The 22,767-nt window shown below is 68.4% G+C and carries 23 protein-coding genes; 8 read left to right on the forward strand and 15 right to left on the reverse strand.

The annotated features are described in order from the left end of the window. Positions 1-23: 23 nt before the first annotated feature. The 6 genes from IPU70_RS13865 to IPU70_RS13890 all read left to right on the forward strand — a co-directional run bounded on the left by IPU70_RS13865 (position 24) and on the right by IPU70_RS13890 (position 5,212). Positions 24-611: a YqgE/AlgH family protein gene (locus tag IPU70_RS13865; protein WP_013391357.1), complete on the forward strand. Its 588-nt coding sequence runs from the start codon at positions 24-26 to the stop codon at positions 609-611. Next, on the forward strand, positions 604-1,005 hold the full coding sequence (gene ruvX / locus IPU70_RS13870) for a Holliday junction resolvase RuvX (protein ID WP_013391358.1): 402 nt from the start codon (positions 604-606) through the stop codon (positions 1,003-1,005). The genes IPU70_RS13865 and ruvX overlap by 8 nt, the downstream gene beginning before the upstream one ends. A gap of 21 nt (positions 1,006-1,026) precedes the next feature. After that, the gene (locus IPU70_RS13875; RefSeq protein ID WP_207468005.1) at positions 1,027-1,944 is read left to right on the forward strand and encodes an aspartate carbamoyltransferase; all 918 of its coding nucleotides are present in this window, start codon (positions 1,027-1,029) and stop codon (positions 1,942-1,944) included. Beyond that, positions 1,941-3,230: a dihydroorotase gene (locus tag IPU70_RS13880; RefSeq protein WP_207468007.1), complete on the forward strand. Its 1,290-nt coding sequence runs from the start codon at positions 1,941-1,943 to the stop codon at positions 3,228-3,230. The genes IPU70_RS13875 and IPU70_RS13880 overlap by 4 nt, the downstream gene beginning before the upstream one ends. Continuing rightward, on the forward strand, positions 3,227-3,967 hold the full coding sequence (locus IPU70_RS13885) for a 1-acyl-sn-glycerol-3-phosphate acyltransferase (protein ID WP_013391361.1): 741 nt from the start codon (positions 3,227-3,229) through the stop codon (positions 3,965-3,967). Before IPU70_RS13880 ends, IPU70_RS13885 begins: the two co-directional genes overlap by 4 nt. Positions 3,968-4,330: 363 nt before the next feature. After that, on the forward strand, positions 4,331-5,212 hold the full coding sequence (locus IPU70_RS13890; RefSeq protein ID WP_207468009.1) for a LysR family transcriptional regulator: 882 nt from the start codon (positions 4,331-4,333) through the stop codon (positions 5,210-5,212). Between the two features lie 62 nt (positions 5,213-5,274). On the opposite strand, the gene lpdA is transcribed toward IPU70_RS13890, so the two are convergent. The 11 genes from lpdA to IPU70_RS13945 form a co-directional block, all read right to left on the reverse strand. After that, positions 5,275-6,672, reverse strand: a complete 1,398-nt coding sequence (lpdA, locus tag IPU70_RS13895; protein WP_207468011.1) for a dihydrolipoyl dehydrogenase — start codon at positions 6,670-6,672, stop codon at positions 5,275-5,277. Between the two features lie 8 nt (positions 6,673-6,680). Then, positions 6,681-7,973 carry a pyruvate dehydrogenase complex dihydrolipoamide acetyltransferase gene (locus IPU70_RS13900; protein WP_207468013.1) on the reverse strand — a complete coding sequence of 431 codons (1,293 nt, stop codon included), beginning with the start codon at positions 7,971-7,973 and terminating at the stop codon, positions 6,681-6,683. A gap of 10 nt (positions 7,974-7,983) precedes the next feature. Then, positions 7,984-8,475 (reverse strand): VOC family protein, encoded by a 492-nt coding sequence (locus tag IPU70_RS13905; RefSeq protein WP_207468015.1) that lies wholly within the window; start codon positions 8,473-8,475, stop codon positions 7,984-7,986. Continuing rightward, positions 8,472-10,655, reverse strand: a complete 2,184-nt coding sequence (locus IPU70_RS13910) for a thiamine pyrophosphate-dependent enzyme (RefSeq protein ID WP_207468017.1) — start codon at positions 10,653-10,655, stop codon at positions 8,472-8,474. The genes IPU70_RS13905 and IPU70_RS13910 overlap by 4 nt, the downstream gene beginning before the upstream one ends. A gap of 35 nt (positions 10,656-10,690) precedes the next feature. Beyond that, complete coding sequence (locus IPU70_RS13915) at positions 10,691-11,479, reverse strand: SDR family oxidoreductase (protein WP_207468018.1); 789 nt, start codon at positions 11,477-11,479, stop codon at positions 10,691-10,693. 34 nt (positions 11,480-11,513) lie between these two features. Continuing rightward, positions 11,514-12,233: an ABC transporter ATP-binding protein gene (locus IPU70_RS13920; protein WP_207468019.1), complete on the reverse strand. Its 720-nt coding sequence runs from the start codon at positions 12,231-12,233 to the stop codon at positions 11,514-11,516. Continuing rightward, positions 12,230-12,982, reverse strand: a complete 753-nt coding sequence (locus IPU70_RS13925) for an ABC transporter ATP-binding protein (protein WP_207468020.1) — start codon at positions 12,980-12,982, stop codon at positions 12,230-12,232. The genes IPU70_RS13920 and IPU70_RS13925 overlap by 4 nt, the downstream gene beginning before the upstream one ends. Beyond that, the gene (locus tag IPU70_RS13930) at positions 12,979-14,247 is read right to left on the reverse strand and encodes a branched-chain amino acid ABC transporter permease (RefSeq protein WP_207468021.1); all 1,269 of its coding nucleotides are present in this window, start codon (positions 14,245-14,247) and stop codon (positions 12,979-12,981) included. The genes IPU70_RS13925 and IPU70_RS13930 overlap by 4 nt, the downstream gene beginning before the upstream one ends. Continuing rightward, entirely contained in the window at positions 14,244-15,185 is a 942-nt protein-coding gene (locus tag IPU70_RS13935; RefSeq protein WP_207468022.1) for a branched-chain amino acid ABC transporter permease, read from the reverse strand. Before IPU70_RS13935 ends, IPU70_RS13930 begins: the two co-directional genes overlap by 4 nt. Positions 15,186-15,354: 169 nt before the next feature. Then, positions 15,355-16,590, reverse strand: a complete 1,236-nt coding sequence (locus IPU70_RS13940) for a branched-chain amino acid ABC transporter substrate-binding protein (protein WP_207468023.1) — start codon at positions 16,588-16,590, stop codon at positions 15,355-15,357. Positions 16,591-16,632: 42 nt separating this feature from the next. Beyond that, a complete protein-coding gene (locus IPU70_RS13945; protein ID WP_207468024.1) occupies positions 16,633-17,457 on the reverse strand; it encodes a shikimate dehydrogenase in 825 nt (274 codons plus the stop codon). Positions 17,458-17,696: 239 nt separating this feature from the next. On the opposite strand from IPU70_RS13945, the gene IPU70_RS13950 reads away from it, so the two are divergent. Further along, positions 17,697-18,434 carry an SDR family NAD(P)-dependent oxidoreductase gene (locus IPU70_RS13950; protein ID WP_207468025.1) on the forward strand — a complete coding sequence of 246 codons (738 nt, stop codon included), beginning with the start codon at positions 17,697-17,699 and terminating at the stop codon, positions 18,432-18,434. A gap of 106 nt (positions 18,435-18,540) precedes the next feature. After that, a complete protein-coding gene (locus IPU70_RS13955) occupies positions 18,541-19,287 on the forward strand; it encodes a FadR/GntR family transcriptional regulator (RefSeq protein WP_207468026.1) in 747 nt (248 codons plus the stop codon). Positions 19,288-19,328: 41 nt separating this feature from the next. Here the strand turns inward: IPU70_RS13955 and IPU70_RS13960 are convergent, their stop codons facing one another. The 4 genes from IPU70_RS13960 to cheD all read right to left on the reverse strand — a co-directional run bounded on the left by IPU70_RS13960 (position 19,329) and on the right by cheD (position 22,669). Beyond that, on the reverse strand, positions 19,329-20,666 hold the full coding sequence (locus IPU70_RS13960) for an NAD(P)H-dependent oxidoreductase (RefSeq protein ID WP_013396515.1): 1,338 nt from the start codon (positions 20,664-20,666) through the stop codon (positions 19,329-19,331). A gap of 71 nt (positions 20,667-20,737) precedes the next feature. Continuing rightward, positions 20,738-21,298: a 5'-3'-deoxyribonucleotidase gene (locus IPU70_RS13965; protein WP_207468027.1), complete on the reverse strand. Its 561-nt coding sequence runs from the start codon at positions 21,296-21,298 to the stop codon at positions 20,738-20,740. A 47-nt stretch (positions 21,299-21,345) separates the two neighbouring features. Further along, complete coding sequence (gene thpR, locus IPU70_RS13970; protein WP_207468028.1) at positions 21,346-21,876, reverse strand: RNA 2',3'-cyclic phosphodiesterase; 531 nt, start codon at positions 21,874-21,876, stop codon at positions 21,346-21,348. Between the two features lie 46 nt (positions 21,877-21,922). Next, positions 21,923-22,669 (reverse strand): chemoreceptor glutamine deamidase CheD, encoded by a 747-nt coding sequence (cheD, locus tag IPU70_RS13975; RefSeq protein WP_207468029.1) that lies wholly within the window; start codon positions 22,667-22,669, stop codon positions 21,923-21,925. Positions 22,670-22,767: the final 98 nt, after the last annotated feature.

The raw sequence follows: 22,767 nt of genomic DNA on the forward strand, positions 1-22,767 counted from the left end.
AGATTACCCATGTAGGGGTTGCCATGACGGAAAAACACCACGAAGACGCCACGACAGAGGCGGCCAACTTCGCCAACCAGTTCCTGATCGCCATGCCGGGCATGGTCGAGGGCAGCTTGGCGGGCTCGGTCATTTATGTCTGCGAGCACACCGAACGTGGCGCGCTGGGCCTGGTCATCAACCGGCCCACCGACCTGACGCTGGGCACCCTGTTCGAGCGCATCGACCTGACGCTCGAGATCGGTCCGGTGAAGGACACCCTGGTCTTCTTTGGCGGTCCGGTGCAGACCGACCGCGGGTTCGTGTTGCACGCGCCGGCTGGCGACTACAGCTCCAGCATCAAGCTGGGCGACATGGCGCTGACCACCTCGCGCGACGTGCTGCAGGCCGTGGCCGACGGCAAGGGCCCGGCCCGCATGCTGGTCACGCTGGGTTACGCCGGCTGGGGCGCGGGCCAGCTCGAAAGCGAGATGGCGCAGAATGCCTGGCTCAGCGTCGGCGCCGACGACAGCATCATCTTCGACGTGCCCCCCGAGGAACGCTATCCGGCCGCGCTGAAGCTGCTGGGCATCGACCCGGTGATGCTGGCGGGCGATGCCGGCCATGCCTGAAGAGACCCTGCTGGCCTTCGATTTCGGCGAGAAGAAGATCGGCATCGCCATCGGCAATACGCTGACGCGCCAGGCGCGTCCGCTGGAAATCATTTTCAGCGAAGTCCGCGAGGCGCGCTTCGGCCGCATCGCGGCGCTGTTGCAAGAGTGGCAGCCCCACCGCGTCGTGGTGGGGCTGGCGCTGGACGCCGAGGGCGGCGAACAGCCGGCCACGGCGCGCTGCCGCCGCTTCGCCAATCAACTGCACGGCCGCTTCGGCCTGGCCGTCGAACTGGTCGACGAACGCGGCTCCAGCATGGAGGCGCAGCGTCTGCTGGGCACCCATGCCGCCGACGACGCGATGGCGGCGGCCGTCATCCTGCAACGATACCTGGACACCCTGCCTGCGTCCTGAGGCGCGCGGTCCGGCCTGCCTATGCTCAATCCGCAACTCGATCGCCGCGGCGAACTGATACACCTGCTGACCACCGAAGGGCTGCCCCGCCGGCATGTCGAGCGGCTGCTGGACGCTGCGCGCGGCTTGGCGGCGGGCGAGGCGCCCGCCTGCCGGTCGTCCGCCATGCCGGTGTTCTTGTGCCTGCCCGATGAGGCCGCGCAGGACCGCGACGCCTTTGCCGCCGCCGCGCAGCGCCTGTCGCTGCCGGCGGTGACGCTGGACCCGCAGGCCGGCGACGCGCTGGCCGAAACCGTTGCCCGGCTGGCCCCGGGCTTGCTGGTGCTGCGCCATGGCGCCAGCGGCGCGGCGCATTGCGCGGCCGCGCATGCGGCGCCGGGTCTGCGCATCCTCAACGCGGGCGACGGCTGCCACGCCGACCCCTTGCCGGCGTTGGCGCTGGTGCAGGCCATGCTCGACGCCCGCCAGGATCTGACTAACCTGGCCGTGACGCTGGTGGGCGATATCCGCCATTCGCGCGTGGCGCGTTCCATCATCCATGCCATGACCACGCTGGGCGTGCCAGAAGTCCGCGCGGCGGCGCCGCGCACCCTGTTGCCCGACGGCCTGCCGCAGCTCGGCGTGCGCGCCTGCGCCTCGCTGCGGGAAGGCTTGCAGGACGCGGATGTCGTCATCGTGCTGCCCTTGCGCGTGGAAGGGATCAGCGGCGCGCTGCTGCCGTCCGCTCGCGAATACGCGCATACCTACGGTTTGACGCCGGATGCGCTGGCCGCCGCCCGCTCCGACGCGCTGCTGCTGCCCGCCGGCGCGCTGACGCCGGGCATCGAAACCGACGGCGACGTGTCGGCCAGCCTGACGCCCATCGAGGCGCAACTGGCGGATATCGAACGGCATTTGCGCATGGCCGCCCTGGACCTGCTGACCGGAGACGCGCCATGAGGCTGCATATCGCCAATGGCCGGCTGATCGATCCCGCCAACGCGGTGGACGGGCAGCACGACCTCTACGTTGCTGACGGCCACGTCGTCGCCGTGGGCCGCGAGCCCGACGGCTTTCACGCGGACCGTGCACTGGACGCAAGCGGGCTGGCGCTGCTGCCGGGCCTGATCGACTTGTCCGCGCGGGTATCGCAGCCCGGCGCGGCGGCGTTCGCGCCTTCCGAGCTGCGCGCGGCCCTGGCCGGTGGCGTCACCCGGCTGGTGCTGCCGCCGGATCCTGCCGCGCCGCTGGATGAACCCGGCAAGGCCGAGGCGCTGATGCGCCATGCCGAGCCGGGGCAATGCCGGATCCATCCGTTGGGCGCGATGACGGTGGGGCTGGCGGGCGAAACGCTGGCGGAGATGGGCTTGCTGGCCGAGGCCGGCTGTCTGGCTTTTGCGCCGGGCGAGCAGGGCATCGCCGACACGCGCGTGCTCTGGGGCGCGATGCGCTACGCCAGCGGCATGGGCCACGCGCTGTGGCTGCGGCCCCAAGATCCCTGGTTGGCGCGCGGCGCGGTTGTCGCCAGCGGCGCCTATGCCGAACGCCTCGGCCTGGAAGGGCTGCCGGCGCAGGCCGAAACCGTGGCGCTGCACACCATTTTCGAACTGCAGCGCGCCACCGGGGCGCGCGTGCACCTGACGAGGCTGTCCACGGCTGCCGGGCTGGAACTGTTGCGCGCCGCCAGGCGCGAGGGCCTGCCGGTCACGGCCGACGTGTCCGCCCACAGCCTGCATCTGACCGACGTGGACATCGGCTTCTTCAATACGGACTTCCGCCTGAACCCGCCGCTGCGCGGCCAGCGCGACCGCGACGCGATCCAGGCGGCGCTGGCGGACGGCACGGTCGATGCGCTGTGCTCCGATCACACCCTGGTCGATGACGCCGCCAAAGCCGTGCCGTTCCCGGTGGCCACACCCGGCGCCACGGGGCTGGAACTGCTGTTGTCCCTGGCCTTGAAGTGGTCGCGCGATTGCCGCCGGCCGCTGGCCGACGCGCTGGCGCGTGTCACTTGCGGCCCCGCCGCGGTGCTGGGCAAGATTGCGCCGCAGGCCGCATTGGCCGGCCAGTTGGGCGTGGGCGCGCCAGCAGACCTCTGCCTGGCCGACCTGGAGGCCGAATGGCTGGTGATGCCAGGCGCCCTGCAAAGCCGCAGCGGCCACACCCCGTTCGCGGGTATGATGCTGCCCGGCCGTGTACGCGCCACCGTGGTAGGTGGCAGCCTGGCCTGGGAGACTCCGGTTTGAAGCTGCTGCGCTTTGTCCTTAGGCTGTTCCTCGTGGTGCCCTGGATTCTCTTTGGCCTCTTGTGCGTGGGCCTGGTGTATCCCTTGATCGGCCCCAAGTCGCGCGCCTGGCTGAACCGCCGCTGGTCGCGCTGCCTGATGGCGTTCTGTGGCCTGCGGGTCGTCCTCAAGGGCGAGCCGCGCCTGACCGGTCCGGTGTTGCTGGTGGCCAACCACGTGTCCTGGATCGACATCTTCGTACTGAACTCGGCGCGCGCCACGTCCTTTGTCGCCAAGAGCGAGATCCGCAGCTGGCCGGTCATCGGTTGGCTGGTGGCCGGCGCCGGCACGCTGTTCATCGAACGCGGTCAGCGCCACGCGGTGCATGCGATGGGCGAATCCATGCAGGCCCGTTTCAAGCAGGGCGATGCGGTGGGGCTGTTCCCGGAAGGCACGACGACCGAGGGTTTCGAGTTGCTGCCGTTCCATGCCAGCCTGTTCGAACCGGCGCGTTCGGCTGCCATCGAGATCCAGCCCGTGGCCTTGCGATTTTTGCAGCATGGCAAGCGCAGCGGCTATGCGGCGTTCGTGGGGGAAGAGTCCTTGGTGGCGAATCTCTGGCGGGTGCTGGGGGTGACGGGGTTGGCCGTCGAAGTGGTGTTCTTGCCGCCGCTGGCGGCGCGGCATCCGGATGGCAGCCTGCCTACGCGGCTGGAGCTGTCCCATCAGGCGCGGGATGCGATTTTGAGCGTGCTGTAGCTATAGCTATAGCTGCAGTTGTAGCTGTAGCGCTTCGTAGGTCGTCCGTCGTCGCGGGCGGCGTGGCGGCTCGCGCCCACGATTGCGGTCCGGAGCGTTCGCTCCGGACTCCCCCGTTGTCATCTTCGTCAAGGCCTGCGGCCTTTCCTTCAGATTCCCTCGGGCGCATCGAGGTTGCGAGCCGCCACGCCGCCCGCGACGACGGACTGCTGTCGTCTTGGCTTGCTGCGTTGCTGGAGCCGTGGTTGGGGGCGAGTTTTGCGTGGCCCGCCGCGCGTGGCCGCGCGGGCGGCCACGCGCAGCATACGTTGTGTGGGGCGCGGGGTGTGTCTATACAATCGACTCACAAATCAAGGAGCCAGCATGTCCCTGAATTCTGACGCGCTACGCCTCTTCCTCGGCGTCGTGGACGCCGGATCCCTCAGCGCCGCCGCCGAGCTGCTGGGGCATACGGCGTCGGGCGTCAGCCGGGGCCTGTCGCGGCTTGAAGAAGAGCTCGGCGTCACCCTGCTCAACCGGACCACCCGGCGCATGGAGCTGACCGAAGAGGGCAAGCATTTTCTTCCCAAGGCCAGGCACATCGTCGCGTCGCTGGACGAAGCCGAGGACTGCATGCGCATGGTGCATCAGCGCCCCGCGGGCCGCTTGCGGGTGGATGCGTCGGTGCCAGTCATGTTGCATTGCGTGGTGCCGCTGGTGGCGGAGTTCCGGCGCGAGTATCCGGCGATCACGCTCGAGCTCACCAGCAACGACCGCATCGTCGACCTCATGGAGCACCGCACCGATGTGGCGCTGCGCATGGGGCCGCTGACGGACTCCACCTTGCATGCGCGTCCGCTGCGGCCGTCGCCGCGCTGGGTGATGGCCAGTCCGGACTACGTAGCCCGGCGCGGCGCGCCGGAGACGGTGGAGGATCTGGCCGCGCATGAGGTGCTGGGCTTCACCCAGCCCGAAAGCCTGAACGTCTGGCCCTTGCGCCACGCCGGCGGATCCAGCTATCTGGCGATGCCGACGCTGGCGACTTCCAGCGGCGAAACGCAGCGGCAGCTGGCGGTGCGCGGCGTGGGCATCGCCTGCCTTTCCGACTTCGTGGTGCGCGAGGACGTCAAGGCTGGCCGGCTGGTGAAACTGATGGAAGCCGCGCACACGGACTACCTGCAGCCCATGCACGCGGTGTATTACCGCAACACGCAGCTGTCGCGGCGCATCGCCTGTTTCCTGGACTTCCTGGCGGCGCGGATCTGAGTCCGCGCTGCGTTGCGGTTTGCGCCTGGGACCTGCGCAAGCTGGCCCCGGGCAGGCAGGTCCTAGGCGTGCAAGGCGCGGCCGAAGGCCGACAGCACCGATTCGTGCAGCGTTTCCGACAGGGTCGGGTGCGCGAACACCGTGTGCATCAGGTCTTCCTCGGTCGCTTCCAGCGATGCCGCCACGCCATAGCCGGTGATCAGCTCGGACGCTTCGGGGTGGATGATGTGCGCGCCCAGCAGTTCGCCGCTTTTCGCGTCGAACACCGTCTTCACCAGCCCCTGGTCCTCGCCCATGGCGATCGCCTTGCCGTTGCCGGCGAAGGTGAATTTGCCCACGCGGATGTCACCGCCGGTCTTGGCGGCGTATTCGCGGGCGCGGGCTTCGCTCATGCCGATGCTGGCGACCTGCGGATAGGAATAGGTGCAGGCCGGAATGCGCAGCGGATCGATGGGATGCGCGGGCTTGCCGGCGATGGCTTCCACGCACAGCACGGCCTCGTGGCTGGCCTTGTGCGCAAGCCACGGCGCGCCGGCCACGTCGCCAATGGCGTAGACGCCAGGTTCGCCCGTGCGGCACATACCGTCGGTGACGATATGGGTCTTCTCCACTTTGACGCGGGTCTGTTCCAGGCCCAGGTTCTCGACGTTGCCGATGATGCCGGCGGCGACGATGACACGGTCCACTTCCAGTTCGCTGCGCTTCCCTTGCTGGTCCAGCGTCACTTTCACGCCGGTTGCGGTCAACGAGGACGAAGTCACGGCGCACTGCGTCAGCACGCGTATGCCTTGCTTCTCGAAAGCCTTGCGGGCCAGCGCCGAGATTTCCGCGTCTTCCTGCGGCAGGATCTCCGCGGTCATGTCGATCAGCGTGACGTCCGCGCCCACTGCGCGGTAGAAGCTGGCGAATTCCGCGCCGATGGCGCCCGCGCCCACCACCAGCAGCGACTTCGGGATCTCGGCGGGGACCAGCGCCTGCCGGTAGGCCCAGATGCGCTCGCCCACGGGCAGCGCGGGCAGTTCGCGGGCGCGCGCGCCCGTGGCCAGGATGATGTGCTTGGCCGACAGCGTGTTGCCGTTGTCCAGTGCCAGGCGGCCGCCGCCCGCCAGCTTGGCGCTGGCGGTGAATACGGCCACGCCGTTCTTTTTCATCAGGTGCGCCACGCCCTGGCCCAGGCGGCCCGCCACCTTGCGCGAACGCGCCACCATGGCGGCCAGGTCCGGGCGCGCTTCGCCCGCGCCCGCCACGCCGTAGTGCGCGGCCTCGCGGCAGGCGCGCAGCACGGTGGCGCTATGCAGCAGCGCCTTGGTGGGGATGCAGCCCCAGTTCAGGCAGATGCCGCCCAGTTCGGCGCGTTCCACCAGCGCGACCGACATGCCCAGCTGGGCCGCGCGGATGGCGGCAACGTAGCCGCCGGGTCCGCCGCCCACCACGACGAGATCAAAGGTAGTCTTGGTCATGGCGGGGCTCACAGCAGGATGCGCACGGGGTTTTCGATCAATGTGCGGAAGGCGGCCAGCCAGCGCGCGCCCACCGCGCCGTCCACCACGCGGTGGTCCGCCGACAGGGTCACGGTCATGACGGTGGCGACGGCAAGCTGGCCGTCGCTGCCCACCACCGGACGCATCTCGGCCGCGCCCACCGCCAGGATGGCGGCCTGCGGCGGATTGATGATGGCGGCGAACTGGCTGATGCCGTACATGCCCAGGTTGCTCACGGTCAGCGAGCCGTCGGTGAATTCCTCGGGCTTGAGGCGGTTGATCTTGGCGCGGCCGGCCAATTCGACGATTTCGCCGGCGATGGCGGACAGCGGCTTGATGTCCGCGTCGCGCACGATGGGCGTGACCAGACCGCCATCGGTCGCCACTGCCACCGAGATGTCGGCGCCGGCGTGGTACTCGACGGCATCCTCGTGCCAGCTGGCGTTCACTTCCGGCACTTCGCGCAGGGCCAGCGCCGCCGCGCGCACGATGAAGTCATTGACCGACAGCTTGACCGCGCCGCCCTGGTTGGCTTGCGCGCGCAGGGCCAGCAGCGCGTCCATCCGGCAATCCACCGTCAGGTAGAAGTGCGGCACGTTCTGCTTGCTTTCGGTGAGGCGGCGGGCGATGGCGCGGCGCATGCCGCTGTGCGGCACGCGGCGCGCGGCCGGGCGGCCGGGCAGCGGCGCGGTTGCGGCGGCCGGAGCCCGGTCGCGGGCCGCTTCCACGTCGCGGCGCACGATGCGGCCGTGCGGGCCGGTGCCGGTTACGCCCAGCAGGTCCACATGCCATTGCGCGGCCAGGCGGCGCGCCAGCGGGCTGGCGAACAGGCGTCCGCCGGGAGCCGGAGCGCTGCCAGCGGCTGCCGGGGTCCGCGGCGCGGCTGCGGCGCTCGCCGAAGCAGAGGCGGCAGCGCTGCTGGCCGAAACCACGGTTGGGGCTGCGACAGGGGCCGGGGCAGCGCTGGCGGCAACTTCGGCCGCGGGCTGCGCGGCGCCGGCTTCGGCCAGCGCGCGGTCGATGGCCATAGCGTCTTCGCCCTGGACCAGCAGCACGCCGATCACGGTGTTGACCGGCACGGAGGCCGCGCCGGCCTGGACCACGATGCGGCCCAGCACGCCGGCCTGCTCGGCATTGATCTCGACGATGGCCTTCTCGGTTTCGATTTCCGCCAATGCGTCGCCCACGGCGACCGGGTCGCCTTCTTTCTTGAGCCACTGGTGCAGCGTGCCGCCCGAGGTGTCGGCCGCAACGGAGGGGAGCTTGATAAGGTGTGCCACGTTGTTCGTCCTATTCTGCGGCGCCGGCCAGGTCGGGCCGGTAGGTGGCGGGATCGTCGTATTCGACCAGTTCCAGCACATTGCCTTCGGGGTCACGGAAGAACGCCAGCCAGGTGCCGGGGCGCACTTCCATCGGCGCCGGCTTGCTGTCGAACACCACGCCCTTCGCTTCCAGTCCGCGCACCACGCCGGGCAGGTCGCGCACGATGAAGGTCAGGTAAGTGGCGCCCTGGCGGTCCAGGATGGCCGCGCCGCGCGCGGCGGCCTCGGGCGCGGCGGCGGGCTGCAACAGCTTGATGCGTTCGCCATAGCTGGTTTGCAGCCGCGCCACGTCATAGCCGTGGCGTGTCAGACCGGTGGCCTGGGCTTTGTCGGCCGGCACGCTGACGCGGTTGACGAGTTTCAGGCCCACCACCTCGGTGTAGAAGGCCAGCAGCGCGTCCAGGTCGGCGCAGCAGATGCCGACTTCCATCGGCACGGTCATGTGCAGGGAAGCGCTCATGCCTGTTCTCCCAGGTCGGCCAGCACCTCGGCCAGGCCGGCCATCACTTCCTCGGTATCCGCGAAGGCCGCGCGTTCCAGCACCTTGGAGATGCTGGGCGAGGCCTCGCCGCCGGTCACGCGCTTGACCGGCTGATCCAGCCAGTCGAAGTAGCGGCGCTGGATCTCGTCGGCCAGCATGGCGCCGTAGGACGTGCCGCGCGCGCCTTGCTCCACGATCAGCACGTTGTTGGTCTTCATGATGCTGGCGCCGATGGTGTCCCAGTCCAGGCTGGCGCGGTCCAGCGTGCGCAGGTCGATGACCTCGGCGTCCACACCTGCCGCTTCGGCGGCCTTGAGAGCGCGGCTGACCATGGACAGGTAGGTCAGGATGGTGACCTTGCCGCCTGCGCGGCGCACGCGAGCCTTGCCAAACGGAATGGCGTAGTCCAGGTCGTCCGCGGGCACCTCGCCCGAGGACGCATACAGGTCCACGTGTTCGATCACCAGCACCGGGTCCTTGGATGCCAGCGCGGTGTTCATCAGGCCCACGTATTCATAGGCCGTGGACGGCGCGACCACGCGCCAGCCGGGCGCGGTGGCGAAGATGCCGGCCGGATCCATCGAGTGCTGCGAGCCGTAGCCCGTGCCCATCGCGACCTTGGTGCGCAGCACGAAGGGCACGTCGATGTCGCCGCCGAACATGTGGCGGGCCTTGCCGATCTGGTTGAAGATCTGGTCCGCCGCGACCCACATGAAGTCGGGGTACATGAATTCCACGATAGGCCGGTAGCGGCCGTCCATGGCCAGGCCGCCGCCCAGGCCGGCGAAGGCGTTCTCCGAAATGGGGGTGCCCAGCACACGGTCGGGATACTTGTCCTTCAGGCCGCGCGTGGCACCGTTGGTGCCGCCCTTCAGGCGGTGCACGTCTTCGCCCAGCACCACCACGCCGGGATCGGTTTCCATGCGGCGGTCCAGCACGTCGGCCACCGCGTCCACGAACTTGCGCTCGGCGGATTGGCCGGCGTGGTCGGCGGCTTCCTGGTAGCGCAGGCCGGCCAGTTCCGAGCCGTCGCTGCGCAGGCCCACGTCGCGGAAGTCGGGACTGGGCCAGAGGTCGGCGCGCACGCGTCGCTTGCCGCCGTCGGCGGCTTCGGTCAGGCGGCCGGACACGTCCTTCATCACGTCCTTGCAGCGCTGGCGCAGGGCGTCCACTTCGGCTTGCGTGATCAGCTTGCGGGCGATCATCTCCGCGGCGATCTTGTCCAGCGGATCGCGGCGGCGCCATTGCGATTCTTCGTCCTTGCTGCGGTAGCCGAAGGCGCTGCCGGGGAAGGGGCCGTTCTGGTGGAAGAAGCGGTATACGTCGACCTCGACAATGGTCGGACCGTTGCCGGCGCGCATGTGCGCCACGGCTTCGGACATGGCCAGGTGGACCGCCAGCGGGTCCATGCCGTCCACCTTCCACGACGGGATGTTGAAGGCCAGGCCGCGCGCCGACAGGCGCGGTTCGGCGGTGGACTCTTCGACCGTGGTGGACACCGCGTAGCGGTTGTTCTCGATGAAGAAGCACAGCGGCGTCTTCCAGGCCGCGGTCAGGTTCATGGTTTCCAGTACCGAACCGATGTTCACCGCGCCGTCGCCGAAGTAGGTCACGGCGACGCGGTCGGTGCCGGCGTGCTTGTGCGCCCAGCCCGCGCCGGCGGCCAGCGGCACGCCGCCGCCCACGATGGCGTTGGTGCCCAGCGCGCCCGCTTCCAGCCAGCGCAGGTGCATGCTGCCGCCGCGGCCGCGGCAGTAGCCCTGGGCCAGGCCCATGATCTCGGCCAGCGTCTTCTGCAGGACTTCGTCGATGGCCGGCGTGAGCGGATTGCGCGGGTCCAGGCCCAGCGGCGCGACGTGCTGCAGCGCCTTGGCCAGGAACTGATGGTGGCCGCGGTGCGAGCCGTTGATCTGGTCGCCGGCGCCCAGCGCCAGCACCGAGCCGACCGCGCCGCCTTCCTGGCCCACGGAGGAATGCGCCGGGCCATGCACCATGCCTTCGGCGGCCAGCTCCAGCACGGCCTCTTCAAAGGCGCGGATCCAGTGCAGCTGCGTCAGCATGGTGCCGAGCAGGGCGGGATCCGCCTGTTGCCAGTCCTTGGCGTCTACCGTCAGTTGCCGCCAGGGCGCCTGGGGCTCGAGCGGTTGGTGGGTGGCCATGAGTGAATCTCCAGAGATGTGTATGTGTCTTGCGATTAGAGGTAGCTGTAGCGGCTCCAGCCGCCATCGGCCACCAGGGTGTGTCCGTTGATGTAGCCGGCCTGGCGCGAGGCCAGGAACACCGCCAGGTCGGCCATTTCGGCCGGTTGCGCCAGGCGTCGCAGCGGCGTGCGCTGCTTGAGGCGTTCGGGGTCCAGACGGCCGCGCGCGGCCAGGTCGCGCACCAGGTCCGTTTCCACGTAGCCCGGCGCCAACGCGTTCACGCGCACGCCCAGCGGGCCCCATTCCACGGCCAGGGTCTCGGTCAGCAGCACCACCGCGCCCTTGGTGGCGCAGTAGGCGGCGCGGTCGGGCGCCGCTACCACGCCGTACATCGAGGCCAGGTTGATGATGGTCCCGACGCCGGCGGGCACCATGCGGCGGCCGGCGGCCTGGGCGCACAGGAACACGCCGGTCAGGTTGATGTCCACGGCGCGGCGCCATTCGTCCACGGTGACTTCCAGCGTGGGCTTGTTGGCCGAGACGCCCGCGTTATTGACCAGTACGTCGATGCGGCCCCAGGCCTGTTCGACCTGTGCGAAGGCGCGCTCGACGGCGTCGGCGTCGGTGACCGAGGCTTGCACGGCCAGGGCTTCGCCGCCCAGCGCGGACAGGCCGGCGACGGCCTCTTCCAGCGCCGTGGTGTCCATGTCCAGCAGCGCCACGCGCGCGCCTTGCCGCGCGAACGCCTGCGCCGTGGCCAGGCCTATGCCCTTGGCGCCGCCGGTGATGACGACGCTTTGGCCGCGCAGGTCGGGATGGATGACTTCCGGGGTTTGGTCCACGATTTTTGCCTCTTAGCGATGTGTTTGCCGGCGCTCAGACCGCCAGCCATTCCTGGACCACGTCCTGGCGCTCATGCAGCTGCGCGGGCGGTCCTTCGAAAACGATGCGGCCGTGGCCCATCACGCTGACGCGGGTCGAGACCTTCAGCGCGATCGTCAGCTTCTGCTCCACCAGCACCACGGACACGCCGCGCTTGTGGATGTCGCGGATCACGTCGGCGATCACTTCCACGATCTTCGGCGCCAGCCCTTCGGTGGGCTCGTCGATCAGCATGACCTTGGGGTTGCCCAAGAGCGAACGGCACATGGTCAGCATCTGCTGCTCGCCGCCCGACAGGTTGCCGGCCTTGGTGCCGCGGCGCTCCTTCAGGCGCGGGAAGTAGTCGAACATCTGCCCGGTAGACCAGTAGGGCGCGTCGTGGCGTTTGGGCTGCTCGCCCATGCGCAGGTTTTCGTCCACGGTCAGGTTGGCGAACACCTCGCGCTCTTCCGGCACGAAGCCCAGCCCGGCGCGGGCGATCTCGAAGGGGCGCTTGTTGGTGATGTCGCGGCCTTCAATGGCGATGCTGCCGCCAGTCACGTCCACCAGGCCCATGATGCTCTTCATGGTGGTGGAGCGGCCGGCGCCGTTGCGGCCCAGCAAGCTCACGACTTCGCCGCGGCCGACGGTCAGGTCGATGCCGTGCAGGATGTGGCTCTTGCCGTAGTGGGCGTGCACGCCTTGCAGGCTCAGCAAGGGGGATTGCGTCGTCATACCGTTTCCTCTCCCAGGTAGGCTTCGCGCACGCGGGCGTCGCCGCGGATGTCGGCCGGCGTGCCGGTGGCGAGGATCTCGCCGTAGACCAGCACGCTGATGCGGTCGGCCAACGAAAACACCACCTGCATGTCGTGCTCCACGATCAGCAGCGTGCAATCGCGGGTCACGTCCTTGATGAGTTCGACCGTGTAGTCCACCTCGTGCTGGGACATGCCCGCCATGGGCTCGTCCAGCAGGATGACCTTGGGGCGCGAGGCCAGCGTCATGCCGATTTCCAGCGAGCGCTGCTCCGAATAGTTCAGGTCGCCGGCGGCGGTGTCCTGTTTGGCGGTCAGGCGCACTTTTTCCAGCAGGCGGTCAATGTCTTCGTTGACGGCGCGGTTGCGGGCGATGGGACGCCAGAAGTTGTAGACCAGCCCGTGCATGCGCAGCACCGCCAGCCGCAGGTTCTCGCGCACCGACAGGCGCGGGAACACGTTGGTGATCTGGAACGAGCGCGCCAGCCCCAGGCGGTTGATGCGTTCCGGCGGTAGGCCGCCGATGGCGCGCGAATGCAGGCTGATGTCGCCCGAGGTCGGCGCGAACGAGCCCGACATCAGGTGGAACAGGGTGGACTTGCCCGCGCCGTTCGGGCCGATGACGGCATGGCGCTCGCCGGCCTCGATCTTCAGGTTCACGCCGCGGATGATCTGCGCGTCGCCAAAGGACTTGCGCACGTCGGTCAGGGTCAGGATCTCGTGGCTCATTGTGCGGCCTCCGGCGCGGGAGCGGCTTGGGCGTCGTCGCGCCACAGGGCCAGCGCCCAGCGGCAGGCGGCGAGGCCCACGGCGAACAGCGCCAGCGGAATCAGCCAGGTCGACGGCGCCAGCGGCGCCCAGTCGTGGCCGAACAGCGGAATGTCGGGCCAGCCGGCCTCGGGGTTCATCGCCAGCAGCGAACGGTAATCGCGGGCGAACATGCGTTGCAGCAATTCCACCGTGAAGACCGTGGCGCAGGTCAGCAGCAGGCCGCCCGCCACCGACACCGCGGCGCGCGGCAGCCAGTTGCCCAGGCCGCGCTCGCGCAGCGAGCGGGCGGCGCCCTGCACCAGGCCGACCAGGCCGTCCGGCACGAACAGCATCACCAGCACGAACAGGATGCCCTGGTACAGCAGCCAGGAACGGGTGATGTCGGCCAGCGTCTGTGACAGGAAGGTCAGGATGGACGCACCCAGCACCGGACCGAGGAAGGCATTGACGCCGCCGATGTAGGCGAACAGCACCGCGTCGGTGGATAGCTTGACGTCGAACAGCACGTAGTTGCCGGCCTCGATGTTCAGCGCCTGCAAGCCCCCGGCGATGCCGGCGAACATGGCCGACAGCGCAAACACCAGGGTTTTGAGCGTGTGCGGACGATAGCCCAGATAGCGCAGGCGGTTGGCGTTTTCACGCAGGCCCAGCGTCAGCCGGCCCAGCGGCGTGCGCGTCAGGCCATACAGCGCCGCCAGCGACACCAGCACCCAGGCCAGCACCAGGAAATAGACTTCGATGTCGGAACCGAAAGTGAAGCCCCAGGCCGGCATGCGCATGGCGGATACGCCCGCCTCGCCGCCGAACACGCCCTTGAGGTGCGGCGCCAGCGCGTGCAGCAGTTCGGCCAGCGCCAGCGTGATCATGGCGAAGTACACGCCGGCGCGCATGGTGGCGAACCAGCCCGCGACCAGGCCGAACAGCAGGCCTGCCACGCCGCCAGCCAACGGCATCAAGGGCGTGGGCAGGAGTCCCGCGCCGCCCAGCGCGTTCATGGCGTGGATGGTGGCGAAGGTGCCCACGCCGAAGTAGGCGGCGTGACCGAAGGACAGCATGCCGCCCTGGCCGGCCAGCAGATTGAAGGCGCAGGCGAACAGCGCGGCGATCAGCATCTGCACTGCCGCCACCAGCTGGCCCGGGGGCAGCAGCCAGGGCAGCGCGCAGAGCGCGGCCACGCACAAGGCCAGGAGGAAAATTGTGGAAGCGCGGCGGGTCTGGCTCATGCCTGCTCTCCCTTCAGGCCCGAGGGCTTGACCAGCAACACCACCAGCATCAGCAGGAAGGGCAGGGTGGCCGCCAGGCTCGAGACCTTCACGGTCATCAGGCCGCCCACGCTCTCGGCCCATTCGCCGGCGCCGAACAGGCCGAACAAGGACGCCAGGCTGGCGTCGATGCCGACCGAGAACGAGCTGATCAGGCCGATCAGCAGCGAGGCGATCATCGCGCCTTCGAGCGAGCCCAGGCCGCCCACCACCACCACCACGAACACCAGCACGCCCAGTTCCAGCGCCATATTCGGATTGGTAGTGTAGAAGGCGCCGGCCACTGCGCCCGCCAGGCCGGCCATGGCCGCGCCCACGCCGAACACGCTCATGAACACCAGCGGCACGTTATGGCCCAGCGCTTCCGCCATGCGCGGACGGTAGATGGCCGAGCGCACCACGATGCCCACGCGGGTGCGCGACAGCAGCAGATAGATCACGGCGAACATCGCCAGCGACACGCCGCCCATCAGCAGGCGGTAGAACGGATAGTCCGCGTCGAACACGCGGAAGGCCGCGAAGTTGAGGAACTGCGGCACGCGGTAGTCGACCGGAAAGTCGCCGTAGAACAGCTTGATCAGCTCGGCCACGATGAAGGCCAGGCCAAAGGTCACCAACAATTCTTGCGCATGGCCGAACTTGTGGACGCGACGCAGGAAGTAGCGCTCCACGCCCATGCCGAGCAGGCCGGCGATAAGGGTGGCCAGGACCAGCGCGGCCCAGAAGCCGGTGACGGGCGTCAGGGTGTAGGCGGCGTACGCGCCTATCATGTAGAACGAGGCGTGCGCGAAGTTGAGCACGCCCATCATGCCGAAGATCAGTGTCAGGCCTGCCGACACCATGAATAGCAGCAGGCCGTAAATCACGCCGTTCAACAGCGAGACGGTAAAGTATTCCATGTCCGCTCCAGGATTCTTGCGCTAAGACGACGGACGTCTTGCGAGCGATTGCGCACCGGATTTTTCCGGCCCGCGCCGGGGGGTGCGCTTATTGGTTTGCGAGGGACCGCGATGCACTGCGCGCTGATGGCCGGCATGACGCCGGCCGATCATCACCGCGCGCAACCCATTAATTCGGCCGCTGCATCTTGCAAGTCGCCTGCGCCGGCGCCGACACCTCGGCCGCGGCCAGCACCTTGACGGGCTCGAAGCCCATGTCGGTGCCGTCTGCCTTGTATTTGGCGTTCTTGCCGACCCTGGACACCACCATCGGCAGCTGCACCTGATGGTCTTCGGCGCGCATGGTGTAGGTGCCCAGCGACGAGGTGTAGGTGACCTTCTCCAGCGCGCCGGCCAGTTGCGGCACCGACAGCTTGCCGTCCTGCGGCTGGACCTGCTTGAGCGCCTCGCCCAGGAAGCGGATGCCGATCACGGTCTGCGGCTCGGTGTAGCTGGGGTAGTGGCCGGTCTTGGCCTTGTAGTCCTCGGCGAACTTGGCGCCTTCCTCGCCCGCGGCCTCGATGTTGTAGGGGTGGGCGATGTAGTGGCCCAGCGCGACTTCGCCGGCGTTGGCCAGGTTGCCTACCTGGTCCAGGAACACCGTGGCGAAGCGGACCTTCAGGCCCGCGGCCTGCGTGGCCTTCATCAGCAGCAGCAGGTCGTTGGACCAGTTGCCGGTGATCACGGTGTCGGGCGTGGCCGAACGGATGCGCGCCACGTAGGGCGCGAAGTCCTGGATCTTGTTGACTTCGTGCAGCGTCTTGCCGACCACTTCATAGCCATACTGCTTGGCGAAACGCTCGGTGGCGCCTTCCATGTCCTGGCCCCAGGAGTAGTTCTGGTTGATGGCGTACACGCGCTTGCCCAGCGTGCCGTCGGCCGACATGACGGAAGCCAGCGCCTTCACGCGCAGGTCGGCGTTGGTGGCGAAGCGGAAGTGATAGAAGTGGCACTTCTGGCCGGTCAGCTCCAAGGCTTCACCGCCTACGTTCAGGAACACGACCTCCTTGCCGGGGTTGCGCAGGTTGTGCTTGCGCACATCTTCCGTCAACTGGCCGGAAATGGCCGACGACGAACCCTGCACCAGGATCTGCACGCCTTCTGCCGCCGCCGCGCGGAAGCGGTCGGAGGCGCCGACCGGGCCGCCCTGGTTGTCGAACTCGACCAGCTCCAGCGGCTGGCCGTTCCAGCCGCCGGCGGCGTTGATGCGGTCCAGCTCATATTTGACCGCGGCGCGGAAAATCAGGCCGGTCGAAGCCTGCGGGCCGGACAGCGTCTCGATCAGGCCGATCTTGACGGGCGCGGCCTGGGCCGATGCGGCGATGCCGGCCAGGCACAGCAGGCCGGTGGTGAAAGCCAATTTCATGCGTGTCTCCTCCGTGGGACGGGAGTGTGGTGAATTTGTGGATCAAGCACGCGCGCTGGCGGACAGGCCCCGGCGCGGTTCTTCTATGCCCAGGAAGCGGGCAATTTCGGCGATCTGTCCTTCCAGCATGTACAGGCCCGGATGCGTGCGACAGCCGCGCGCGGCGGCGGTGCGCAGCAGGGGCGTGTCGACGCGGCTCATCACGGCATCGGCGACGACGGTGCCGGCGGCAAGCGCGTCCAGCTGAAAGGGCAGGGGATCGGTGTCGTTCAGGCCCAGCGAGGTCGCGTTGATGGCGATGTCGCAGGCTTCGGGCGCGGCGCCGGCCACGCTGATGGCCAGGCCGGGGTATTGGCGGGCGAGATGGGCGGCAAAGGAGACCGCCTTGTCGGCGCTGCGGTTGTACAGGCGCAGGCTGGCGGGACCGGCGTCGGCGATGGCGCAGGCGATGGCCTTGCCCGCGCCGCCCAGGCCAGCCAGGTAGACATGGCGGCCAGCGGGATCATGGCCCTGGCTGCGCAGCCCGGCGACGAAGCCCAGCCCGTCGAAATTGCCGCCCGTGAGCACGCCTTCGCGCAGGCGCACCGCGTTGACCGCGCCGCTCAATTGGGCCGAGGGCGTCAGCGCGTCGCAAAGGGCGGCGGCGTTTTCCTTGTGGGGCACCGTCACCACGATGCCGCCCAGATTGGCCAACCCGCGGATACCGGCGAACAGGCCGGGCAGGCCGGCGGGGGCCACATGGAACGGGATCATGACCGCGTCCACGCCGCGCTCGCGCAGCAGGGCATTGAGCCGCTGAGGCGTCTTGACGTGCGCGATCGGGTCCGCCGCGATCGCGAAAACGGTAGTGCTGCCGGTGATTTCCACCTGTTTGTCCCCTGCCTGGGTAGCGGCTTGCCGCCGTGTCGTTGCCGACTCTCTTGCCTGAAAGCGCCAGTTGCTTTACGCTTTCGGAATAAGTTGTCAGGCAACTTTATTAAGTTGTCCGATAAATCATAGGGCAAGCGTTTTTCCCGTGTCAAGCGGCCGTTTCGGGAGTCCAATCGGAATTTCGGCAGCGGCCGGCCGGGCGTTTCAGCCCGCATACGTGTGCTTCAGGAGACAGAATGATTTCGTTCGAAGGAAAGGTTGCCGCCATCACCGGCGCAGGCAATGGCATCGGCCTGGCGACGGCGCGGCTGATGGCGGCGCATGGCGCCCGGCTGGTGCTGACCGACATCGACAATGCGCGCCTGGAAGAGGTCGCGGCCGAACTGGACCCCAGTGGCCAGCGCGTCTACACGCGTGCGCTGGACGTGTCGGCGTCTGCCGATTGCGAACGTGTGTTTGAAGCCGCAGCCAAGCATTTCGGCGGACTGGACCATCTGGTGCATTGCGCCGGCATCTACCCGGAGCAGCTGGTCAAGGACACCAGCGACGAGGCCTGGCGCACGCTGATGCGCGTGAACCTGGACGGCACCTTCTATGTGTGCCGCGCCGCCCAGCGCCACTTGCGCCACGATGGCTCCATCGTGCTGCTGACCTCGCTGGCGGCCCAGCGCGGCAGCTATGCGCACGCGGCCTATTCGGCGTCCAAGGGCGCGGTGCAGAGCTTCACGCGCAGCCTGGCCCTGGAACTGGCACCGCAGATCCGCGTGAACGCGGTGGCGCCGGGCATCATCGCCACCTCCATGACCCAGGACCTGATCGGGCAGAAGGGCGTGCAGTTGCTCGAAAGCACGCCGCTGCGCCGCTACGGCACGGCCGAGGAGATCGCCGGTTCCATCGCCTTCCTGTGCTCGCCGCTGGCGGGTTTCGTCACGGGCGAGGTCATGCAGGTCAACGGCGGCATCTATATCGCGTAAAGTCCCAGGATGGCGCGGCTGTCCATGCCGTGGCCGGCCTGCCAGGCATTCCCATAAACACGAGGCGGCGCCCTAGCGCGCCGCCTGCACGTTTCAACCATTCGACATGCAGCCCAACCAAGCACAGGATCCGCCGCGCGCCGCGCCCAAAAGTTCGCTTTCGGCGGCGCTGGGCGATGCGTTGGCGGAGCAGATCCGCCAGGGCGTGCTCGCGCCCGGCGATCGCCTGCCCACGGAAAAGCAGCTGACCGAAACCTACTCGGTCAGCCGCGCCGTCGTGCGCGAAGCGCTGGCGCGCCTGAAGTCCGAAGGCCTGATCACGTCGCAGCAAGGCAGCGGGGTGTTCGTCGACCCGAACTTCCAGAAGAACGCCTTCCGCATCGCCGCGCCCACGCCGGGCGACAACCAGGAGCTGGAACACATCCTGGAGCTGATGCTGTCCATTGAAGTCACCGCCGCGCGCTACGCCGCGCAGCGCCGCACCGACGCCGACCTGAAGAAGATGCGCCAGGCGCTGGTGGGCATGGAATATGCGCTGCTCAACGACAAGTTGGGCGACGAAGAGGACTACCAGTTCCACCATGCCATCGTGCTGGCCACCCACAACCCGCATCTGGTGGCCCTGAACGATTACCTGGAAGCCAATGTGCGCCGCGTCATCCGCAGCGCGCGCAACAACACGGCGCGCATGTATGCCGAACGCATGGCTGCGGTGCAGAGCGAGCATCAGGCGATCTTCGCGGCCATAGACGCGGGCGACCCGGATGCCGCCGGACGCGCCGCCGACCGGCATTTGCGCAATGCCGCGGATCGCCTGCGCCTGTTCCAGGCGGAACGGCCGGCGCCGGTCTGAGACGCCGGGCCGTTCGGCGGCCTGCGCAGCGCGGGCGCACCCTAGGCGAAAGTCTGCTCCATTTCGCGGCGGAACTGCACCGCCGTGGAGCTGTTGTCGTATTCCACGTCGCTCCAGCGGATCGCCTGCGATTGCCGCACCGGGTTCTTCAGCTTGACCTGGTGCGACAAACCCAGCGGCAGATAGCCCTCATCCACCGAATCGCGCGCCGGCATCAGCCGGCCGTATACCGTGTAGCCGCCTTCGCCGTCCAGGATCTGGCCGGCCGGCAGGTCGCGCTTGGCGGTGGCGACGACGTCGCCGTGCCAGCCGGCGGGCGCGCCGGTGGGTTCGCGCCGCAAGCCCACGCTGGCCACGCTGATGCCCAGTTCCAGGCCTATCAGGTGGTACGGCTTGTACATGGCGGTGTAGTTGCCGCTGGGGTCGGTGACCAGTCCATATTCCTTGAAGCAGCGGCGCACGTAGTCGCTGTCGGCGGCCAGGGTCACGTACACGCCCCAGCGCAGGTCGCGGAACACCGGGCGGCCATCGCGTTCCAGCGAGGAAATCACCTCGACCTGCCCGCGGTGGTGCAGGATGCCGCCGTTTTCGCGCGGACGCAGCACGCGCGCCAGGTCGTCCACGCCGCAGGGCGGAAAGTGCAGGCCGGAAGGCGAGGGCAGCAGCCCGGTGGCGTTGGAGACCGCAGCCATCTCGATGGCGCTCTTGGTGCCGTCCAGGAAGCTGTTGAACATCTGCGCGTTGAAGTCGCCCGCCGCGACCATTTCGGCGGTGAAGCCGTAATAGGGCCAGACGGTGTCCGGCGTGGACGTATGGAACTCGGGCAGGTACTTGGTGCCCTTGCCCGCGGCCATGACCTCGAAGCCGCTGGCGCGGGCCCAGTCCACCATTTCGCAGATCAGGGCGGGTTGGTCGCCGTAGGCCAGCGAATAGACGATGCCGGCTTCGCGCGCGCGCCGCGCCAGCAGCGGGCCGGCGAGCGCGTCGGCCTCGACGTTGACCATGATGATGTGCTTGCCGTATTCGCAGCAGGCCAGCACATGGCTGATGCCGGCGGCGGCCTGGCCGGTGGCGTCGATGACGATATCGACGTCTGGGCTGGCGATCACGGCGTGCGGATCGTCGCTGAAGTAGACCTTGCCGTTCTTCAGGGCGTCATTGGTGCTGCTGGCGTTAAGCGCGCTGGCCGGCCAACCGACCCTGGTGAGCGCCGCGCGGGCGCGGTCGGGCGCCAGATCGGCCACGGCAACCAGTCGCATCCCCGGCGTGCGCGGGGCCTGGCTCATGAACATCGCGCCGAACTTCCCGGCGCCTAGCAGTGCAACACGCAAAGGCTTATGGTCGGCTTCTCGCTGCTTCAGCAGGCGGTGCAGATTCATGGTGCAGGCTCCTCCAGGGTGGGGGGTACAGCAACACAGAATAGTCCCAAATTACGGCAGCTGAACAGGACTCACTCATCTGCCGTATACAGCTCTCCGGCCAGCACGTTGCGCCAGTTCTGCCAGGTGATGCGGGGGCGGTCCGACACCTCGCGGTTGTAGGGGGCGTCGAACAGGATGTGCTTCCAGCGCGGCTTCACCGCGCCTTCGATCAGCGGCTTGTCGTCGATCAGCAGATGGCCATGCACCAGCGTTTTGTCCTTGGTCAGGATCAGCCGGTTGGTGGCGTCGCGCCCCAGGTGCTTTTCCACCCACAGGTATTTTTCCGCCACGCAGTTCTCGAACTGCGACAGCGGCGAGGAGCAGATGCGCACGTCCATGCCCAGCGCCAGCAATTCCTTCACGGCGTCCAGCGCCCCAGGCACCGGCGGCAGGTCGCGGATGAAGCCGGGCGCCGTGTAGATGGCTTCGGCCATGCCGCGCAGCTCGGGGGCGTAGTCCTGGCGGATGTAGAAGGACTTGCGGTTCTCGAACGCCACGGGCGGGATGTCCGGATGGCGAGCGTGCCAGGCGTCGATGAAGGCGTGTTCGAAATCGGCGAGCACGCCGTCTTGGTCCAGCAGGATGATCATGGCGATCCCGGGGGGGTGGCAACTGGCTGATTGTGCCAGAGGGGGCCTCAGGCGTTCTGCGGCCGCGACTGCGCCACGATGCGGTAGCGGCTGCCGCCTGATTGCGATTCCGATGCCACCAGCACCATGCGGTCGTAGCGCCAGGGCAGGGGAGCGGGCGCCTCGGCGGGCGGGCTGGCGTGTTCGATGTTGCGCAGCAGGGTGACGTGCGGGCGGAAGGGCTGGGGCGGCGCGGTCAGGCCGAAGCCCGACAGCCAAGACCAGAGTTCATCGTGGGCGGCCTGCAGGCCCGCGGGCGTGTCGCCAGGGCCGGCCCACAGGATGCGCTGGCGGCCGAAGACGCCATAGCGGTCCAGGGTCATGTCCTCGGGCGCGAGACGCCGTTCGGGCGTGGCTGCGGCCAGCTCGTCGGCGAGCGCCGCGTCCACCGGCCCCAGGAACGCCAGGGTCAGGTGCAGGGTTTCCGTGCGCATGGCGCGTCCGCCGCAACCGGGCCGCGCCTGCTCTGCCCAGGCCGCGAGCTGGGCGGCCAGCGAGGGGGCAGGCCACAGGGCGAAGAACAGGCGGACGGTGGACATGCGCCGATTGTAGGGGCGCATGCGGCGCAATGCGCGTCGGCGCGGTTCAGTCGCCGGCGGTCTCGGCGCGGCGCCGGCGCGTCAGCGCGGTGTCGAAGCGTTCCACGCCGGGGCGGACCGGACGGTCGAAGCGTTCGACGCCGGGACGGGCCGGGCGGTCGAAACGCTCCACGCCGGGCCGGGTGAAGCGCTCGACGCGCTGCGGGCTTTCGGTCTTGGCCTGCACGCTCTGGGCGGCCGCCTGTTCGCGCTTGGCGATGATTTCCTCGGCGCGCTGGTGGTGCGGCGCCATCTTGCGGACCATCACCCGGCCGTCGCGCGGGAAGTAGTTGATGCGGCGCGCGTGCACGTCGCCCAGGTCCTGCGCCTTGACGGGAATGCCTTCGGTCTTGAGATAACTCAGCACGAACTGGCCGTTGCGTTCGCCGATGTTCATCTGCTGCATGGCGGAGAGCACGGCGCCGCCGCCGAACACCTTGGCTTCGAGCCGGTCGCGCACCGCGCCAGCCTTCAGCAGTTCGTTGATCAGCACTTCCATGGCGAAGGCGCCGTAACGCATGGTGGCCGAGGCGGGCGACTGCATGTCGCCTTCCGGCAACATGAAATGGTTCATGCCGCCCACGCCGGTGACCGGGTCATGGATACAGGCGGCGACGCAAGACCCCAGGACGGTCGAGATCATCAGGTCTTCGTTGGTGACGTAGTACTCGTTGGGCAGTACTTTCACCGCCTGACACTGGAACGCGCTGTCGAAATAGTGGCGCGTCGCACGGGCTTCAAGACGGGCGGCCATGGGACTCGATTAAGGGCAAGAACAGCGATTTGGACACGAAGGTGGCAGCTCGAGGCAGAAATGTATCAAAATATGTAAGAAAATGTCGCTTTATTCTT

Origin of the sequence: Achromobacter sp. SD115 (assembly GCF_017355315.1) — a bacterium.
GTDB lineage: Bacteria > Pseudomonadota > Gammaproteobacteria > Burkholderiales > Burkholderiaceae_B > Achromobacter > Achromobacter xylosoxidans_B.